14 protein-coding genes and 1 pseudogene are annotated in these 18,314 nt (G+C 45.1%); 10 read left to right on the top strand and 5 right to left on the bottom strand.

Annotated features, from left to right (window positions below):
- The 5 genes and pseudogenes from K4039_RS24955 to cydB form a co-directional block, all read left to right on the top strand.
- Nucleotides 1–105 (top strand): annotated as a pseudogene (locus K4039_RS24955) (IS5/IS1182 family transposase); the annotation flags it as partial.
- A 19-nt stretch (nt 106–124) separates the two neighbouring features.
- Nucleotides 125–979 (top strand): sulfite exporter TauE/SafE family protein, encoded by an 855-nt coding sequence (locus K4039_RS24950; protein ID WP_265239205.1) that lies wholly within the window; start codon nt 125–127, stop codon nt 977–979.
- Nucleotides 954–1,427, top strand: a complete 474-nt coding sequence (locus K4039_RS24945) for a hypothetical protein (protein WP_265239204.1) — start codon at nt 954–956, stop codon at nt 1,425–1,427. The genes K4039_RS24950 and K4039_RS24945 overlap by 26 nt, the downstream gene beginning before the upstream one ends.
- A gap of 418 nt (nt 1,428–1,845) precedes the next feature.
- Nucleotides 1,846–3,288 carry a cytochrome ubiquinol oxidase subunit I gene (locus K4039_RS24940; RefSeq protein WP_265239203.1) on the top strand — a complete coding sequence of 481 codons (1,443 nt, stop codon included), beginning with the start codon at nt 1,846–1,848 and terminating at the stop codon, nt 3,286–3,288.
- Between the two features lie 8 nt (nt 3,289–3,296).
- Nucleotides 3,297–4,307, top strand: a complete 1,011-nt coding sequence (gene cydB, locus K4039_RS24935; RefSeq protein WP_265239202.1) for a cytochrome d ubiquinol oxidase subunit II — start codon at nt 3,297–3,299, stop codon at nt 4,305–4,307.
- A 38-nt stretch (nt 4,308–4,345) separates the two neighbouring features.
- On the opposite strand, the gene K4039_RS24930 is transcribed toward cydB, so the two are convergent.
- Complete coding sequence (locus K4039_RS24930) at nt 4,346–5,542, bottom strand: methanobactin export MATE transporter MbnM (RefSeq protein WP_265239201.1); 1,197 nt, start codon at nt 5,540–5,542, stop codon at nt 4,346–4,348.
- A gap of 181 nt (nt 5,543–5,723) precedes the next feature.
- Nucleotides 5,724–6,674: an MbnP family copper-binding protein gene (locus tag K4039_RS24925; RefSeq protein WP_265239200.1), complete on the bottom strand. Its 951-nt coding sequence runs from the start codon at nt 6,672–6,674 to the stop codon at nt 5,724–5,726.
- A gap of 31 nt (nt 6,675–6,705) precedes the next feature.
- Here K4039_RS24925 and K4039_RS24920 point away from each other — a divergent pair, with 31 nt between their 5' ends.
- The 3 genes from K4039_RS24920 to K4039_RS24910 all read left to right on the top strand — a co-directional run bounded on the left by K4039_RS24920 (nt 6,706) and on the right by K4039_RS24910 (nt 8,283).
- On the top strand, nt 6,706–6,864 hold the full coding sequence (locus K4039_RS24920) for a hypothetical protein (protein WP_265239199.1): 159 nt from the start codon (nt 6,706–6,708) through the stop codon (nt 6,862–6,864).
- A 157-nt stretch (nt 6,865–7,021) separates the two neighbouring features.
- Entirely contained in the window at nt 7,022–7,444 is a 423-nt protein-coding gene (locus K4039_RS24915) for a BlaI/MecI/CopY family transcriptional regulator (RefSeq protein ID WP_265239198.1), read from the top strand.
- Nucleotides 7,444–8,283 (top strand): M56 family metallopeptidase, encoded by an 840-nt coding sequence (locus K4039_RS24910; RefSeq protein WP_265239197.1) that lies wholly within the window; start codon nt 7,444–7,446, stop codon nt 8,281–8,283. The genes K4039_RS24915 and K4039_RS24910 overlap by 1 nt, the downstream gene beginning before the upstream one ends.
- A gap of 394 nt (nt 8,284–8,677) precedes the next feature.
- Here the strand turns inward: K4039_RS24910 and K4039_RS24905 are convergent, their stop codons facing one another.
- A complete protein-coding gene (locus K4039_RS24905) occupies nt 8,678–10,876 on the bottom strand; it encodes a PAS domain S-box protein (protein WP_265239196.1) in 2,199 nt (732 codons plus the stop codon).
- 770 nt (nt 10,877–11,646) lie between these two features.
- On the bottom strand, nt 11,647–13,125 hold the full coding sequence (locus K4039_RS24900; protein WP_265239195.1) for a leucyl aminopeptidase: 1,479 nt from the start codon (nt 13,123–13,125) through the stop codon (nt 11,647–11,649).
- Nucleotides 13,126–13,159: 34 nt separating this feature from the next.
- Between K4039_RS24900 and K4039_RS24895 the strand changes: the two genes are divergently transcribed.
- Together K4039_RS24895 and K4039_RS24890 are read left to right on the top strand one after the other, a co-directional pair.
- A complete protein-coding gene (locus K4039_RS24895) occupies nt 13,160–13,318 on the top strand; it encodes a hypothetical protein (RefSeq protein ID WP_265239194.1) in 159 nt (52 codons plus the stop codon).
- Nucleotides 13,319–13,371: 53 nt separating this feature from the next.
- Nucleotides 13,372–15,573 carry a transglycosylase SLT domain-containing protein gene (locus K4039_RS24890; RefSeq protein WP_265239193.1) on the top strand — a complete coding sequence of 734 codons (2,202 nt, stop codon included), beginning with the start codon at nt 13,372–13,374 and terminating at the stop codon, nt 15,571–15,573.
- A gap of 72 nt (nt 15,574–15,645) precedes the next feature.
- On the opposite strand, the gene K4039_RS24885 is transcribed toward K4039_RS24890, so the two are convergent.
- Nucleotides 15,646–18,314, bottom strand: a 2,669-nt coding sequence (locus K4039_RS24885) for an Ig-like domain-containing protein (RefSeq protein WP_265239192.1), incomplete at its 5' end; no start/stop codon positions are given.

Below are 18,314 nucleotides of genomic sequence, written 5' to 3'. Positions count from 1 at the left end.
TCGAGATATAGAAATCGAAGAAAGAGATTTGGCTTAAGGATTAATTTAATTGCAGGAATTTACAATTATGACCTGTATTTATCATTACAACAGGCGAGCATTTGATATTTTCGCAGGAGGTCTAATGTCGCACGATCGAGTCGCACAAGCCATGAACAAACTTTCGGCGCACCAAAACTGGTGGGTACCAGCAGCTTTGGGTTTGCTTTGGGGTTTAATTCCCTGCGGTTTTCTCTACGCCGCCCAGATTAAAGCTGCGGAAACGGGAAATCCGGTTTTGGGTGCGGCGACGATGTTGGCTTTTGGATTGGGAACCCTACCAACCATGCTAGGAGTGGGTTTTTTTGCCGGCAGGTTGAGCGCTGACAGGCGGAGTCAACTGTTTCGTATGGGCGGGTGGGTGACAATTGCGATCGGGATTCTTACCTTGCTGCGAACCGACGAAATGGTCGATTTTACAGGCCACGCAGCGCTGCTGTGCTTGATGTTAGCACTGTTGGCGCGTCCGGTTAGCCAGTTTTTGCCGGCACTGCTGCGTTACCGGCGCGCTTTGGGTGTGGGTGCGATCGCGATCGGCCTTGCCCACACCTTTCATATGTTGGATCATACGCTGAAGTGGAATGTTGATGCTGTATCTTTCATGGTGCCACAGCATCAGTTCGGAATGGCGGCTGGGATGCTGTCGCTGCTGTTGATGCTACCGGCTGCTGTCACCAGTGTCGATCGCATTCAACATTATTTAGGCAAACTGTGGCGGCGAATTCATCTGTTAACCGTTCCCGCTTTTTTGCTTTCCGCCATCCACGCAGCCCTCATCGGTTCCCACTATCTCGGCGGCTTTGAATGGAAGTTGCACAATCAACTGCTGACCGCCGTTTTAACCGTAGTTGCGGTATTAGTTATGTTTGTGCGATCGCGCTTATTTTGGTCAATTTTATCACTGGAGAAGTTCTATGTTTCGCCTGTCAAACAAAAGTAAAACTTTAGGATTATTAGTTTTTTGTGGATTGTTAGTCCAAGCCACAATTCCCACAGCGCCACAATTTAACTCAATCGCAGTTTTCGCCCACGAAGTCGAAGTTTCCGGCGATGTTGCTGCTACCTTTCACCTCGAACCAAACCACAATCCCCGCGCCGGAGAAACCGCGAGAGTTTGGTTTGCCCTGACTCGCAGGGGCGGTCAAATTATCCCCCTAGAGCAGTGTAACTGCAAATTAGCGGTTTATCCAAAACAGCACAAAAAGGGCGATAAGCCCCTAATGCAGCCGCCTCTCAAAGCCATATCTGCGGAGAAATATCAAGGCATTCCGGGCGCTGACATCGTATTTCCCAAGGCTGGTATTTATGAACTAAAATTGAGCGGAACAGCAAAGGCAGGAGCTAATTTTAAACCATTTGAATTTAATTATACTGTCACAGTTCGCTAAGATCATCTTTCCATCACCGAACATAAATATTGTAGGGGCGGGTTCACCGACAATAAATACCTAAAACCCACAAACTCCTAAACCCGCCCCCACCCAAAGTTCGGTAATATCATATACACTCTTCATCAGAATTATTCGTCTTTTTCTCTGCGTTCTCTGCGTTCTCTGCGGTTAAATTATTCCGATCAAATCTGTATAAAACCTTAAAAATTGCCAACTCTACCAAATCTCACAAATTTTTACATTACATTATAACCAGTGTCAATTCGGGAAATTGTTCAAACTAATACCATTTTTCTCTCATATGTGCTAATGAAGTCCGAAGCCCCCCCTTAATAAGGGGGGGTTGGGGGGTAATATCTAGCGCTACTTTATGAAATTGGTATAACCACTCTTGAACTGACTAAAGGATATAACAATGGATATCTTATCTAACACCGTTGCCTTATCGCGGATGCAATTTGCGCTAACGGCAATATTCCATATGCTATGGCCAGTTCTGACTACAGGAATGGGGATTTATCTGGTAATTGTAGAAGGAATGTGGCTGAAAACTCGCAATCCTGACTACTACCACCACGCTCGTTTTTGGTCAAAACTCTACGTCCTCAACTTCGGGATTGGTGTAGCTTCCGGGATTCCGATGGAATTTCAATTTGGCACAAACTGGGCACCATTTTCGGAAGCTGTTGGTGACTTTTTTGGCAGCATTTTGGGATTTGAAGCTTCAATGGCATTTATGCTAGAAGCCGGCTTTTTAGGAATTATGCTATTCGGTTGGGGTCGCGTTCACCCGATCGTCCATTATTTCGCTACAATCATGGTAGCTTTCGGCGCAAACCTTTCCACAGTCTGGATTTTAGTCGCTAACTCTTGGCTGCAAACTCCGGCGGGCGGAGAAATGGTCAATGGCAAATTTATTGTCAGCGATTACTTTCAAGCAATTATGAACCCCTTCGCATTAAACAGCATTCTCCATATGTTTTTTGCGACGTTAGAAACTTCGCTGTTTGTAATTGGTGGCATTAGCGCTTGGTACATTCTCAACAAGCGCAATCAAGCGTTTTTTTCCAAATCGTTAAAAATTGCGATCGCCACAGCCATCGCCGTTGCACCTTTGCAGATATTCATCGGACATTTGAGCGCCGAACAAGTTTATCGCTATCAACCCACTAAATTAGCTGCGATTGAAGCTAAGTGGGAAACCTCCGCAGCCGGAGAGTCAGCCGATTGGACTTTAATGGCTTTACCTAACGAAAAAGCTCAAAAAAATGACTGGGAAATTAAAATTCCCAATGGCTTAGGATACGTTCTAGAATTCAAGGAAAAACTATCCGAACCAGTTCTCGGCTTAAAAGAATGGAAGCCCGAAGATAGACCCCGAATGGTGGGTTTAATCTACTATTCTTTCCGCATCATGTCCGGGATTGGATTCTTTTTTCTAGGATTGATGTTATTCAGTATAATTCAGTGGATGCGAGGCAAACTTGCTGATGAAAATATCAGCAGTCAAACTTGGCTTATGCGGGCTTGGGTATTAGCTGCGCCACTAGGATACATTGCTGTAGAATCTGGTTGGATTGTCCGCTGTGTCGGTAGACAACCGTGGGTTTTATACGGGCAAATTCGCACTGCTGATGGAGTGTCAAACATCCCCGCTAGCAATGTTTTAACTTCCCTCATCTGCTTTGCCGTTATCTACAGCTTTTTGTTTATTTGTGCGATATATTTCGGCAGCAGAATTATCCGCAAAGGGCCGAATTTAACTCTGCCGGTGCCGGGATTAGAGAATGAACCCGCCATCGAAACTCAACCCGCAGAACACATTCCCAATCAACGTCCAGCAGAAGCACAACAATAGGAGATTTTATGCAAGGTTTGGAGCATTTTCTCCCGCAAGTTTGGTTTGTAATCTTGGCTCTATTTCTACTCCTCTACGTCATGCTAGACGGTTTTGATTTGGGAGTCGGAATCTTGTCTCTGACTGCTGACGATGAGGAACGTAGGAGCATTTTAATGACCAGTCTGGGCAACGTTTGGGATGCGAACGAAACTTGGCTGGTTTTAATGGGAGGCGCTTTGTTTGGGGCATTTCCCCTCGCTTACGGCACAATTTTGACTGCTTTGTACATACCGATTTGTATGATGCTTTTCGGCCTAATTTTTCGGGCTGTCGCCTTTGAATTTCGGGAGCATTCTAACCGGAAAAAATTTTGGAATTATGCTTTTGGGGCTGGCAGTTTTTTAGCATCTTTAGCTCAAGGATTCGCCCTCGGTGCGGTGCTCGAAGGCATTGCGGTTGACGAAGCGGGTCACTTTATCGGTACTACTTGGGATTGGCTGGATTGGCGATCGATATTGGTGGCTTTGACCCTGGTTCAAGGCTATGTTTTGATCGGTTCCACCTATCTCATTATGAAGACTGACGGGGAACTGCAAACAAATCACTATCGCACTGCTAAAATTGCAGCCGTGACGACTTTAATCGGAGCGGTTTTAATTACGATAGCCACTCCTATCTTTTACGAAAGTATCAGGGCTAGATTGTTTGAAAAACCCCTAGTTTATGTGTTTGTGGCGATTCCTTTGCTGGGGGCGCTGCTGGTGGGAATGCTGCTAAAAAGTTTAGCTAAAAAAGAAGAGCGAACGCCGTTTGTGTGGACAATTTTAATTTTCTTGCTGACTTTTATCGGTTTGGGATTAATTGTTTTTCCCTACATTATCCCGACCAAAATTACGATTTACCAAGCCGCCGCTGCGCCCAGCGCCCTGGTGTTTATGATTGTGTTCATTGGCTTTCTGATCCCGATCATGATTTTTTACAACATCTACAATTACATTGTGTTTCGGGGTAAGGTTACTGGCGGCTACGGCGAATAAAATAGGTTCGTAGTGAGGACGACCGTCCTTCTAAATTTCTAAGGACTAAAGTCCTCACTACGAACAAATGGGTCGCTGAAAGCAGGATTTATGATAAAATCTTCATCGGTTAAACTGTGCAGGAAAGCCAACAAATCGCGCTGTTCTTGCACGTTTAGTTTGAATCCAGAAACAAAGTTGCTTTTGAGCGGATTTTCGCTACCTATTCCCGCCAATTCTCCTTTTTTAATAGTTCTGCCGCCCGCTTTGTAGTGGCCGATAACTTCGGGCAAGGTTTTGATACTTCCGTCGTGCATATAAGGTGCTGTCAAAGCAATATTTCGCAGGGTTGGTGCTTTGAATTTGCCCATATCTGAGGGTTCGCTGGTGATTTCGTATACTCCAGTATTGTTGGGCGGATAAGCGCCTTTTCCGTCAATATTGTACAATCCTGTATTGTGAAAGGCTATTTCTTTGAAAGCTAGGCGATCGTGCATGATAGAATCTGAGAAATTTAGCCCGCCGTGGCAGTGAAAGCATTCTAAACGTTCGCTGTTAAATAACTCTTCGCCCCGCTTGGCTGAGGCTGAAATCGCGCGGGAGTCGCCGTTGTAGCGATATCTGTCGTAGGGAGAACTGAGGGAAATTAAAGTGCGTTCAAAAGAGGCGATCGCCTTTGCTAAGTTGCTAATATTAATAGGATTGGGTTGTTGACTAAAAGCTGCCGCAAACATTTTTTGGTATTGGGAATCCGATCGCAATATTAGCAAAAGTTCCTCTTCTTTACCCACCATTCCCATTTCTACGGGATGTTCGCCAAACAAAGGTACTAATAGCTGAGATTCGAGTTGATTTTGTAGCGGGTTAGCCCAAGTCAGCACGGAATTGTAGCCAATGTTGGCTAAACTCATAGCATTGCGCGGGTGTTTTTCTCCGGTTGCGCCGACTCCTAATGTTTTGCCGTCGGTGAAAGCTTTGGCTTGAATGTGACAGGAAGCGCAGGAAAATTCTCCTGTAACTGACAGGCGTTTTTCGTAGAAAAGATGCTTTCCTAATTCGACTTTTTCGTAACTAATTGGGTTATCTGTTGGTACAATTGGTTTTGGTATTCCAGGGGGAATGTTCCAATTGTAGGTAAAAGTGGGGGGATTTGCCAAACTGGAATTTGTGGAGGATAATACTGCACTCAAACTCATTGCTAGGAAGCATGATAAAATCCAGATAATAGTCAGATTTAATAATTTTTTCCACTTCATTTGATGTTTTATAGATAGCCGGTGGTTTGATAATTACATAGAGATTGAGGTGCGAGGTAAATAGAGGCAGAGCCTCCGGATCTGCATTACCAGGCAGAGCCTGGTAACGAGCAATGTATAAGCCTAGATAGAGATAAAACCGCCCCCACGAATGCTATAGAAAGATGCTGCGTCAGTGCTATTACTTAACTTGAAAGAAAGTTTGTCCCGCAGCAGGTTTGTCTCCAAATGGTAAACCTAAATTTGTCATAATTCCGGCGCAGTCGCCGTCATTTGGTTCTGACATACATCCGGGCGGAGTATTCGCTTGATTGACTGCTAAATTAGTTTGAGAAACTAGGGATTTGAGGTCAACAATAACTGTATTTTTTGTGGGATCGAAGTTACTCAAGATTACTTTTGATGTGTTAGAATTGACACAGTTAGTCGGCTTTTGATTGTTGCCTTCAGCTTTGCATCCCGTGCTGCCTAAATGAATCATAAAACCCTGTAATCCCCCACCGTGACTACTGCCATGACTGCCTGCGTTGTGAGTAATTTGGCTACTTTCTATGCCTGATTTGCTGTCGGGCTTTTGGTCAACCATTTGATTTTTTATGTCAATTCTCAGAAATTTGTAGCCGCCGCGCCAGTTCCACCACAGCGAGGTTAAATTGAGCGGAGAAGGTGCTAGACTTGCATCTTCGTGATTGAGGTTAGAAGGCACGCCGAGGGTGAATTGCAGACCTTTGTAGCTGCCTTTGGGTATTGTGCCGATTAGCCGATCGCGAATTTCGACTGTTCCGTTAGCGCAAGCCCCGGATTTGTTCTCAAAATCTAGTAAAGCGACGTTTTGATGCTGCCATTTACCGTCTTGTTGGAGAATCAGCGGTACAGCTTTGCCGCTAGCGTCAATTAATGCAGCATCGGATACATAAAAGCGGAAATCTGTAGGGGTAACGGTAGCAGCCGACGTACCTAAATTGCTGTAGCTTTCGCCACAGTTAAATGGTTTTTCCCCCACCACAGCGCTAAATTTAATTTCTACTTCTTGAGTTTCTGCGGCTGTGGCTTGATGTCTGTCAATAGATGAATAGCTGCACAGCATAGCGATACCTGCGACTGTAGAGGCTAGGATTAGTTGTTTTTTCATTGAGAAATATTTAAAATACTAAATTGGGTAATTGCCGCATAATTTTTACACTTGTTTGTTTGACTTGTCAAATGACGGCTTGTCAAACTTGTATGGAAGAAGGAAGAAGGAAGAAGGAAGAGGGAAGAAGGAAGAGGAAAAATGTATGATTAAGTCTTTCTCAAAAATAGTCGAGCAACATCATAAATGATGTACGATCGATAAGTAATTACTTATATTGCTAGGACGTGCTTGCCTTCTTAAACCCGGTTTTTAGCAGAAATATCAGGTTTGGCAATGAGGATTATACAAAGAAACCGGGTTTTTTACCTAGAATCTAAAATCTAAAATCTAAAATCTAAAATTACATGAATCCTCTGCCGAATTACCGCCCCAAGCAACTTTCTCTCGGCCCTTTGGAGGCTGAGATTTTAAATATAGTTTGGGAGCTAGAAATTGCTACAGTGAAAGAAGTACACGATCGCATTTTAGCCGATCCAGACCGCGAATTAGCCTATGCTTCAGTGACAACAGTGCTGCGGCGCTTGACGGAGAAGGGTTGGCTGGCCTGCGACAAAACAGAACGGACGTTCGTTTGGCAACCTTTAGTTTCTGGTGAAGAAGCCCGATCGCTATTTGCTTACGATCGCTTGCAGAAGTTTCTAGCAGTTGGCAATCCCGATATTGTAGCAGCATTTGCCGACAGCCTCGACCAAGCAACAGTCGAACAATTACAAGAAATTTCCCTTCGCATTCAAGCTGTCCGTCAAGCCCGAAAGGAGCAAAAATAATGCACTTAATCCTGATTGTTACTGCGTTGGTTGCGGCTTGCTATTTGAGAATTAAATGGTCTATTCCTCAAGGAAATTGGGCCAGTCGCTGGCAGCGATCGCTCCTATTGTTCTTGTTTCCACCGCTGCTGTTGCTCGCGACAGCTATAGCAGTTGTTTTTATGGGAACTCAGGGAGAAATGGTAAGATTTTGGGACGGATGGTTTAGCTATTTACTAGCTGTAACTTTTTTGATCATAGCTACAATTTTGTGGATCAAATTAGCGACAGATGGCTATGTATTTTTAAAGCAAATTCGCACTTTTCCTCAGAAGAAAATAGCTGGAATCAATGTCAGAATCATCAATACACCAGCTTTTTTTTCTGCGATAATTGGTTTTTGGAAAACAGAATTTACACTAAGTACCGGATTGTTAAAAAACCTAGATTCAGCTCACCTGCAAGCAGTAATTGCTCATGAAAAAGCGCACTACTACTATCGCGATACGTTCTGGTTTTTTTGGTTGGGATGGCTGCGAAAAATTACTGTTTGGCTGCCGAATACGCAAGCTTTGTGGGAAGAGTTATTAACGCTGCGGGAATTGCGGGCTGATGCTAAGGCGGCGGCGGGAGTGGATGGTTTATTGTTAGCAGAAGCTTTGCTATTAGTAGCGAGTTATCCACACCGAAATTTTGATGTAGATTGCGTGGTTGGTGCTGTCGGTTCACAAAATAGATTGGGAGAGAGGATAGAGGCGCTGTTAGCAGAACCTGAATTAGTTTTAAAGGTGAATAAATGGTTTTTTGCTTGGTTGATTTTAACGCTTTTGCCTTTGTTAACTGTGCCGTTTCACAGTTGATTGATATCAATTCCGGTAACAACGGAATGATATAGAGGAGACGGCAGTGCCGTCTCCCTACCAAAAATAATCTTGTAGGGAGACGGCAGTGCCGTCTCCTCATTTTGGCTAATAATTCCGATGCAACCGGAAACGATATGAAGTGACAAGGATCGAAGAAACAACTGCTTCCTAGGCGCTGACGCTTTTGAGCGAATGTCATGCTTGAATAACCTCCGCACAGGATTAGGTGGGCTTTGCCTCGCCTGTGTGTCTTGTCAGGCAAAAATGGAGGCAGAGCCTCCGGATATGCGTTACCAGGCAGAGCCTAGTAACGAGCAATTTGCTGCGATAGCGGGGAGTGCGAAAGTAAGGGTATTTGAGATTTGAAATTGGAGCGATTATCGATTAGTATTCACAAAGGAAGCTCGATCGCAAATTCCGTACCCTCACCCAAAACCGAACTGCAAGTCAAGGTTCCACCGTGTTTTTCAACAATAATTCGGTAGCTGATAGATAACCCTAAACCGGTGCCTTTTCCTAGGGGTTTTGTGGTAAAAAACGGGTCAAATAATTGGCTACGAACGTCTTCTGTCATGCCTAGCGCATTATCGGCAATTTTGATGCAAATACTATTTTCGTTAAGGGCTTCGGTACGAATGCTAATAGTTGGTTTCCAGTCGCTGTCGCCCGCTCGCTTTTTTTGGTTGCAAGCATCTTCTAGCGCGTCAATACTGTTGCTCGCCAGATTCATAAATACCTGATTTAGCTGACCTGAATAACATTCAATTAATGGCAGTTTACCGTAATTTTTAATTATTGTGATTTCAGGATATTCGGATCTGGCTCGCAGTTTATTATGCAAAATTATCAGCGTGTTATCTATCCCTTCGTGAATGTTGGCAGGCTTCTTTACCGAGTCGTCTAAACGCGAAAAGTTTCGCAAACTCAAAACTATTTCCCGAATCCGATCGGACCCTATTTTCATTGAAGATAATATTTTTAGTAAATCTTCTCTCAAAAATTCTAAATCGATGTTTTCAATATATTGTTGAACTTCGACCGTTGGCTGAGGATAATGTGTTTGATAAAGTTCTACAAGCTGCAACAAATCTCTCATGTATTGGGTGGCGTAGGAAATATTACCGTAGATAAAACTGACTGGGTTGTTAATTTCGTGAGCCACTCCCGCTACCATTTGACCGAGACTTGACATTTTTTCGGTATGAATTAGGTGAGATTGGGTTTCTCGGAGTTCTTTGAGAGCGATTTCTAGCTGTTGGGCTCTGTTGTTGGCGATCGCCTCAGACAGCCGCAAAGCATCCTCGGCTGCTTTGCGCTCTGTGATGTCAAAAATAGCGCCGTTGAGGGATATAACTTGACCTGCTGGGCTGAAAATGGCTTGACCTTTTTCTGCAACCCACCGCACATTTCCGTCGCTGTGAATTAGGCGATATTCGATCGCGTAAGGCTGCTTTGTCTTAATCGCGCGATCGATCAATTGCTCGATCGCCTCCGCATCATCGGGATGAACTATACTAGAAAAAGCCTGCACCGGTTGAATCATAAAGTTAGCTGCGGGGTAGCCGGAAATAGCTTCTATGCCGCTGCTGATAAACGTTAGGCTCGATCGCCCTGCAGCACTGCAACGATAAACTGCGCCCGGAATGTTAGAAACTAAGGATCTAAATTCTTCTTCCCTTTCTCGCAAAGCTTCCTCAATCCGCTTGCGTTCGCTAATGTCGCGAGCAAAGGCGCACTGATATTCTTTACCGTTAAATTCCAAATGGTCGATCGTAATTTCCACCGGAAAAATGCGACCGTACTTAGTGAGGTGGTGAACTTCAATATTAACGGAACCGCACCTTTTTAAGACTTTCCAGTGCAAACTCCAAGCAGTTTCGGGAAAATCTGGATTAATGTCGTGTATAGTTAGGTCGATCAATTCTGCGGCAGAATATCCCAAGGAAGAGCAAGCCGCGTCGTTGACGTATACAAATTTACCGTCCGCTCCGATCCAGAATACCGCATCTGCCGATCGATCGATCGCAAATTGAGCCAACTGCCACTTTTCCTCAACCCGGTGGCGATCGGCAATTTCTTTTTCTAACTGTTCGTTAAGCGAATTAACAATGGTTTCCGAATCGACCAGCGCGATCGATTCTTTTACAAATTCTCCTGTCTGGATATCTGGCTTTTCGTGATTTTCTTCTACTTGTTTTAACGGCAATATTTGAAGATTTTTTATTTTATTTAAGCTGAATGTAGTCAGTGCTTTCGGCATCAGGGCGATCGCCGCTGCTGCTAACAGTAAAAAAATTACAGCAGTTGCAGCTTTGAGAGTTACAGACAACCAATAAATAGAATGCCAAAGCATCCAAGCTTGCATCAATTGAGCAGCGCCGCAGGCAAAAAGACCAACAGCAAACAGCCGTCCAATCTTGCTGCGATCACCTTGGCGGGTAAAATAGACTAAAGATAGCGCCACAGAGCAATAAGCCAGAGCCGTCAGCGAGTCAAAAACAGCATACAGTCGCAACTCCCGCAGCGCGTCACAGCCAACTGCGGAAGATACAGGAAGTGTGGAAAAAAAAATTGTTAATTGTTCTTGCATAAAGTTCAAGAAAATGTATCTATACCAATGCAAATCCGCTCAAATACAATTATTTGATTTTTGGGAGTGAAATATTTAGATAATTATATACTTTTTTGAGTTGGTGTGAAACAACACTTCGGATAGTTTTTGGATATCCCACCATATAATCATGGTTTCGGGGCGCTTGAGGCACAGGATATGCGTGCATAAAAATCAATGTTTTCATACAGCGAGCTAAAAAGTTAGTTGGCTGATGTGCGCTGAATTCAGAAACCCGGTTTCTTCGTATATTTCTCGCTATCAAACGTAAATTGTGTAGAAACCAGGATTTTCGCCCCCGCGAATTCCCGACAGCAAACATAAAACAGCAAACAGTAAACAATAGTCCCCGCGAATTCCCGACAGCACTGGGAGCATCTGGTGTTTTGCAAAAAGCATTTTTTTATTATAGTGCGATCGTCCCCGAAGAGCGATTTGTACAATACGCGAGCAGGGGCGATCGCACTATAAAGGCAAAACTTAGATTCTCCCGACACCACTTAGGAATGAAAATTTAATAAATTAAGCACCTCCTACAGTCTTCTTTCCTGTAAGTTGCGATATCAAAGGAGGCAGAGCCTCCGGATCTGCATTACCAGGCATAGCCTGGTAACGAGCAATCGCTTAAGTTATTAAGTTTTCGATCCTTATCAGAAAAAATGCTTTTTTCCCAGCCGGAAATGCTCCCAAATAGCGGACTTTTAAGGCAGCCAAAATCTAGATGTGGGCGCTAAATAATCCACAATGAATTAAGCGCCACCAAGCACCCAATGCACCAAAGTCCGAACTCCAAAACCTGTAGCTCCGGGGCCGTTGTAGCCGTTTTCTTTCTCAATCCAAACCGGGCCGGCAATATCTAAATGCGCCCAAGGAGTATCCTTGACAAACTGCTTCAAGAATAGCGCCGCTGTAATCGCACCGCCGGGGCGGGGGCCTGTGTTTTTCATGTCAGCGTGCAATGCTTTTAAGCCATCAAAATACTTCTCTTCCATCGGCATTCGCCAAAACTTTTCGCCTGCCAATTCTGAGGCGGCGACTATTTCGGCGGCGACGCTATCTTGAGGACTCCACAAACCAGCTATATCGTCGCCCAATGCAATTACGCAAGCGCCTGTCAGAGTTGCTAAATCGACAATTGCATCAAGTCCCAATTTATCAGCAAATACCAAAGCGTCAGCCAGGGTTAAACGCCCTTCTGCGTCGGTATTGTTGACTTCAATTGTTTTGCCGTTAGAAGCTGTGAGGATGTCTCCAGGGCGCATGGCGCGGCCGCTAATCATGTTTTCGGTGACGGCGCTGATAAAGTGAACTTCGACATCTGGTTTGATGTGTCCGATCGCCTTTGCCGCTCCGAAAGCAGCCGCAGCGCCGCCCATATCGGTTTTCATAATTTCAATGCCGCTACCCGTTGGTTTGATGTTCAAACCGCCGGAGTCAAAAGTCACTCCTTTTCCGATAATTGCAATTTTGCGGCGCGGTGTGCCTGCGGGTTTGTATGTCAGGTGGATGAATTTCGGCGGCAAGTCGGATGCTTTGGCCACGCCGAGAAAGGCTCCCATACCGAGTTTTTCGCAGTCTTCTTGCTCTAATATTTCTAATTCTAAACCGCATTCTGCCGCTAGAGTTTGAGCGGTTTCGGCCATTGTAATCGGGGTGACATAATTGGCTGGTGCTGCGACTAATTCCCGTGCTAAAATGACTCCGGCAGTGATTTGGCGGGCCAGGGCGATCGCGCTTTCGGTACCGGCAAAACCGAGCAAATGAATTTGTTCGATCTGCGGGGTTTTATCGTCTGGTTCCGATTTGAAACGGTTGTCTTGATTCAGGGAGAGTTCGACTCCTTCGGCGATCGCGCTGGCTGTCACATCCGCTGCGTTTTTCCACACAGGAAGGCTAATGCCGAGGGTTTTGCATTTCTCTTTTTTGGCTAACTTGGCGCAAACGCCCGCAGCTTGCCGCACGGTGTCTAATTTTAAGTCCGAGGCTTTTCCCAAACCGACGATCGCAATTTTGCGGATCGGATTATTGCCACCGACTCGGGCGATCGCGCTGGTGCCGGTTTTGCCCTTAAAATCTACTTCCTGAATCAGCTCTTTCAAAGTGCCTGCGAGTTGTTCGTCTAACTGTGCCAAATCGCCCGTGAGTTCCAAAGCGTCCTCAAATAGACCAATTGCCAGGGCATCTCCCGTCCAAGCAGAACGGGGTTTATCGGTGACTAGAAATTCCATGTTTTGATTTACTGTTTAGATTTGAGATTTTTGATTGTACTTTGTTGTTGGCGGTTTGTGGTTTTTCCTTGGTGCGCGTAAATATATCGATCGCACAAATTCCCCGCTCCACATCAAAATAAATTCTGGTACTATATCAGCGTGGAACGAGCTCGATGCCTGCGATGGCATGGCACAGCCATCCTGTCTGTGATGACTGTTGACCGAAAGATCGATTTTCTATTCTTAATTATCTGAAATTTTCCCATGCTAAAGCAACGTAAAACCAAACTTTCTATTTTAATCAGCGTTTCAGTTTGCGTGATGGCGATCGGCTCTTTGGTGACTGCGGCAAAATGGATGGGTGTCGGCCCGTTCCAGAAGGCTCAGCAGCCCCTAGATGCAGCGAACTCCGCATCGTCGGTTAAGATGCTCGTATCGCTCTCACCCCAGGAGCGATCGGCGAAATTAGTTGAACTCGCCACCCTGCAGCCTGCAAGTACCAATGCCGAGCAGGAAATCTCCCCTCAAAGTCGCGCCCGCTACCTGCTGGCCAGCGATTTAATCCAGCAAGGAGATGCCACCAAAGCATTAAAATTATTGGACAATTTAGAGCAACAATATCCTATTTTAGCCTCTCATATTGCCCAAAAACGTGCCCAAGCTTACGAATTAAGCGGCGATAATGACAAAGCAAAAAAAGCTTGGGAAGAACTGCTAAAAAATTATCCAACAGATCCAGTAGCAGCGGAAGCTTTATATGTTTTAGGCAAGTCAAAACCGGAATATTGGCAGCAGGCAATTACTGAATTTCCCGCTCATCCGCGCAGCGTAGAAATTGCCCTGAAGAAGTTAAAAGAAAATCCCAACCAGCCGCAGTTGATGCTGCTAGTAGCGAAACACGGTCATTATGTCAAAGATTACGGTACATTATTAGAACAATTGGTGCAGCAAAACGGCGCTAGTTTGAAACCAGAAGATTGGGAAGAAATTGCCTTTGGGTATTGGGAAAAACAGGATTACGGCAAAGGAGCAATTGCTTATGGAAAAGCTCCCCGCACCGCCAAAAGTCTTTACCGGAAAGCTCGCGGCTTGTGGCTTGACGGCAAAATCCCGGAATCGAAAATTGCCTATCAAGAATTAATTGCGGCGTTTCCCGATTCCGAAGATACTGGTTTGGGATTAATTCGGCTGTCGCGACTGAATGAGCCCAAGGATGCGATCGTTTTGCTCGATCGCGCGATTAGCAAATTTCCCAATTATGCCCCCGAAGCTTTGCTAGACAAATCCAAACTTCTCGACAAAGCAGGTAGCGCTAAATCCGCCTCAGATACCCGCAAATTGCTATTGACAAAATACAGCAATTCTGATAAGGCAAGTGAGTTACGTTGGGCGATCGCCCAACAATATGCCAAAGCCGGAGATTTAAAATCAGCTTGGCAGTGGGCGAGGGAACTAACCACCAACAATCCCGACAGCGAACAAGCAGCAGAAGCAGCATTTTGGGTGGGGAAATGGGCGCAGCAACTAGGCCGCGACCAAGATGCAAAAACATCATTTGAATACACCGTTTTACGCTATCCAGAATCATATTTCGCATGGCGGTCTGCCGTACTTCTGGGCTGGCCAGTAGGCGACTTCACCACAGTCCGAGATTTGTCTCCCAAGGTAGTACAACAGCCTCAGCGCCCCGAACCAACCGCAGGTTCTCCAGCATTAAAAGAACTCTATCAACTAGGTCAAGATAGAGATGCTTGGACGCAGTGGCAAACAGAATTTACCAACCGTATAGAACCGAGTATTTCCGAACAATTTACCGACGGTTTAATGCGAATTGCAGTAGGAGACAACTTAGACGGTTTGTGGATGATAGGGAGTTTGCGGCAGCGCGAAAAACCAGACGATCGAACCGAATACCTCGCTCTCAGACAGCAGCCTGCCTATTGGCAAGCATTATATCCTTTTCCGTACCTAGAAACTATTGTCAAATGGTCTCAAGAGCGCAAAATGAATTCAGTATTAGTAACAGCATTAATCCGGCAAGAATCGCGATTTATGCCTGGTATTAAATCAGCAGTTGGCGCGACAGGTTTAATGCAAGTAATGCCGGAAACAGCAGCTTGGGTTGCTGAGAAAATTAATCTCAAAAAATATTCTTTGGAGAATATAGACGACAACATTAAACTAGGAACTTGGTATTTGGATCACACTCACGACGAATACAAAAATAACTCGATGTTAGCTGTGGCGAGTTACAATGCCGGGCCGAATGCAGTAGCAGATTGGTTGAAGAGGTTTGATTTTAGTGATCCAGATGCTTTTGCCCAAAAGATTCCATTTCCTGAAACGAAAGGATACGTGAAATCGGTGTTTGAGAATTACTGGAATTATCTACGGATTTACAATCCAGAAGTTAATCAGTTGATGACTGAGCATTATGCGGCTGCTCAAAAAAAAGCAAAGCCTTAGTTAAGTTGTAGGGTGCGTCAGGATGGGATTTTTGGTAATGATTGAGAATGCTCGAAGTGACGTACCCTGTGGCTAATTCGATCGCCCAAACACGATAAAATCACTGCGATCGATCGCACTAGCCGACACTCCATTCACAGTAGCCAAGAGTTGACCATTCTGAGAAATCGCGATCGAAGCTGCATTAGGGCTTTGGGTAATAGTGAGTTGAGCAAAAGTTAAACCACCCGCTAACACCAGCAAATCTTCACCTTTAGTAAAATCAGTAATTACATCACTGCCTTGTCTCAAGGTTAACACAAAGTAATCGCGGCCGCTTCCACCTTGCAGCGTATCGTTTCCTAAATCTCCGATCAACCAATCATCGCCAATTGAGCCAATCAAAGTATCGTCACCTTTGCCGCCGTAAATAGTATCATTGCCTTCTCCACCGCAAAGTTTATCTGTATCGTTATTACCAAAAATTAAGTCATTGCCATTACTGCCACAAAGGTAATCTTTTTGACTGCTAGCATCTGCTGCAATCTTGTCAGTATCTCCAAAAAATGTATCATCGCCGTCGCCAGCGCAGATGGTGTCATTTCCCAAATCTCCAAACAGCAAATCATCGCCGGAATTACCGAAAATTAGATCGTTATCTTTGCCACCATGTAAGGTATCATTATCTTCGCCACCAGAAAGAGTGTCTTCTCCTTCTTGTCCATATAAAATGTCGTTTGCCCGATCGCCAAAAAGCAAATCTCGTCCAGTTAAATCACCATCAGACGAGTCTGAAGTACCGCCAAGTAAGGTATCATCACCGTCATCACCAAGTAAGGTATCGTTGCCTTTATCGCCCCAGATTAAGTCATTGTCTTTGCCTGCGATCGCCAAATCGTCATCTTTACCAGCATAAATAATATCATTGCCAGCGTGACCGATAATGTAGTCGTTGTTTTCGTTGCCAAATATCGTATCGCTGTCTATATCCGCGCCGACAGAAATGCTGCTGGCTAAGCCACCGTAAATATTATCGCTGCCTTCGAGTCCAATTAGCAAGTCGCTGCCGTTGAAACCATTGATGCTGTCGTTAAGATTGTTGCCGGTTAAGGTATCTTTGCCGTTAGTACCGTTGAGAGTATGTTGAGTAATATTGGATATTGCAATGGAAGTGCGATCGGGTAAAATAGTGCCACAAATACAGTCTTCGATAGGGTAAAAAATGGGTGAAGGTATTGGCGTGACGCTTGGTGTTGGGGATGGTATTGCGATCGCTATTTGACTTGGCGCAGGAGTTGGTGTCGGAGTTTCCGCAGCAGTTGGTGTCGAAATTGCAGTCGGAATTGCAGTCGAAGTTGGAGTTGGAATTGCAGTCGAAGTTGGAGTTGGAATTGCAGTCGAAGTTGGAGTTGGAATTGCAGTCGAAGTTGGAATCGGAGTCGGTGTTGGAATCGGAGTTGAAATTGGAATCGGAGTTGAAATTGGAATCGGAGTTGAAATTGGAATCGGAGTTGAAATTGGAATCGGAGTCGGAATCGGAGTTGAAATTGGAATCGGAGTTGAAATTGGAATCGGAGTTGAAATTGGAATCGGAGTTGAAATTGGAATCGGAGTTGGAATTGGAGTCGGAATCGGAATCGGAGTCGGAATCGGAATCGGAGTCGGAATTGGAGTCGGAATCGGAGTTGGAATTGGAGTCGGAATCGGAGTCGGAATCGGAATTGGTGTTGGAATCGGAATCGGAGTCGGAATTGGAGTCGGAGTCGGAATTGGTGTTGGAATCGGAATCGGAGTCGGAATCGGTGTTGGAATCGGAGTCGTATCTACAATAGTCAAAACAGCCGTAGAAATCGCTCCCAAATCAGCCCCATTAGTAGGAGAAATCAATCTGAGATCAACAGTTTCATTACCTTCTACTAAGCTGTCATCAATAATTGGAATAGTGAAACTTTTACTGCTTTCGCCGATCGCAAAATTCAGCGTACCAGATGCAGCAGTATAGTCGTCACCAGCATTAGCACTACCGTTCGACGTACTGTAACTCACATCAGCAGCAACCTCAATACTATTGCGAGTAACGGTAATTGTCGCAACAGAACCGTTTTCGCCAACGCTGTAGTCAGCATTGCTAAAGTTAAACGTGCCTGGACTCTTAACCGCAATCTTCACCTGAGCGGGAGGAGAATCAATGATGCCGTCATTAACTTTGTATGTAAAGCTATCTGTGCCCGAAAAGCCAGTATTGGGAGTATAAGTAAACGAGCCGTTTTTATTTAAAATGAGATTGCCGTTGCTAGGCAAAGTAACCGAGACAGCCGTCAGCGGGTTGCCATCGGGGTCGGAGTCGTTGACTAGCACTCCCGCGATCGCATCCGCGCTGAAAACAGTGTTCGCCAATGTACTATAACTGTCTGGATTAGCGATCGGTGGCTGATTAGTGACATTCAATTTGACCGGCACAGTCGTGAAAAAAGGCGGGAAGGCCCCGTCAGTGATGCTGTAGGTGAAGTCGTCAAAACCAACAAAACCAGGATTCGGAGTATAGCTAAAGGAACCGTCAGCATTGAAATTCAGGTTGCCGTTTTTGGGGACAGACTCAAGTTTTGCAGTCAATGTATCGCCGTCAGGGTCAATGTCATTGGCCATAACTCCGGGGACTAAGACAGTGAGTGTCTTGCCGTGAGGAGTGTTGTAACGGTCACTATTTGCCTGCGGCGACTGATTGGTGACATTGATACCTATCAGAGCAGGCGCTGATGTGA

Origin of the sequence: Lyngbya sp. CCAP 1446/10, from assembly GCF_026130175.1 — a bacterium.
GTDB lineage: Bacteria > Cyanobacteriota > Cyanobacteriia > Cyanobacteriales > Microcoleaceae > Microcoleus.
This window is presented reverse-complemented; position numbering and strand designations above follow the sequence as displayed.

Coding starts and splice junctions, on each gene's coding strand:
- K4039_RS24950 (WP_265239205.1), top strand. CDS start 125: ATGTCGCACGATCGAGTCGCACAAGCCATGAACAAACTTTCGGCGCAC.
- K4039_RS24945 (WP_265239204.1), top strand. CDS start 954: ATGTTTCGCCTGTCAAACAAAAGTAAAACTTTAGGATTATTAGTTTTT.
- K4039_RS24940 (WP_265239203.1), top strand. CDS start 1,846: ATGGATATCTTATCTAACACCGTTGCCTTATCGCGGATGCAATTTGCG.
- cydB (WP_265239202.1), top strand. CDS start 3,297: ATGCAAGGTTTGGAGCATTTTCTCCCGCAAGTTTGGTTTGTAATCTTG.
- K4039_RS24930 (WP_265239201.1), bottom strand. CDS start 5,542: ATGAAGTGGAAAAAATTATTAAATCTGACTATTATCTGGATTTTATCA.
- K4039_RS24925 (WP_265239200.1), bottom strand. CDS start 6,674: ATGAAAAAACAACTAATCCTAGCCTCTACAGTCGCAGGTATCGCTATG.
- K4039_RS24915 (WP_265239198.1), top strand. CDS start 7,022: ATGAATCCTCTGCCGAATTACCGCCCCAAGCAACTTTCTCTCGGCCCT.
- K4039_RS24910 (WP_265239197.1), top strand. CDS start 7,444: ATGCACTTAATCCTGATTGTTACTGCGTTGGTTGCGGCTTGCTATTTG.
- K4039_RS24905 (WP_265239196.1), bottom strand. CDS start 10,876: ATGCAAGAACAATTAACAATTTTTTTTTCCACACTTCCTGTATCTTCC.
- K4039_RS24900 (WP_265239195.1), bottom strand. CDS start 13,125: ATGGAATTTCTAGTCACCGATAAACCCCGTTCTGCTTGGACGGGAGAT.
- K4039_RS24890 (WP_265239193.1), top strand. CDS start 13,372: ATGCTAAAGCAACGTAAAACCAAACTTTCTATTTTAATCAGCGTTTCA.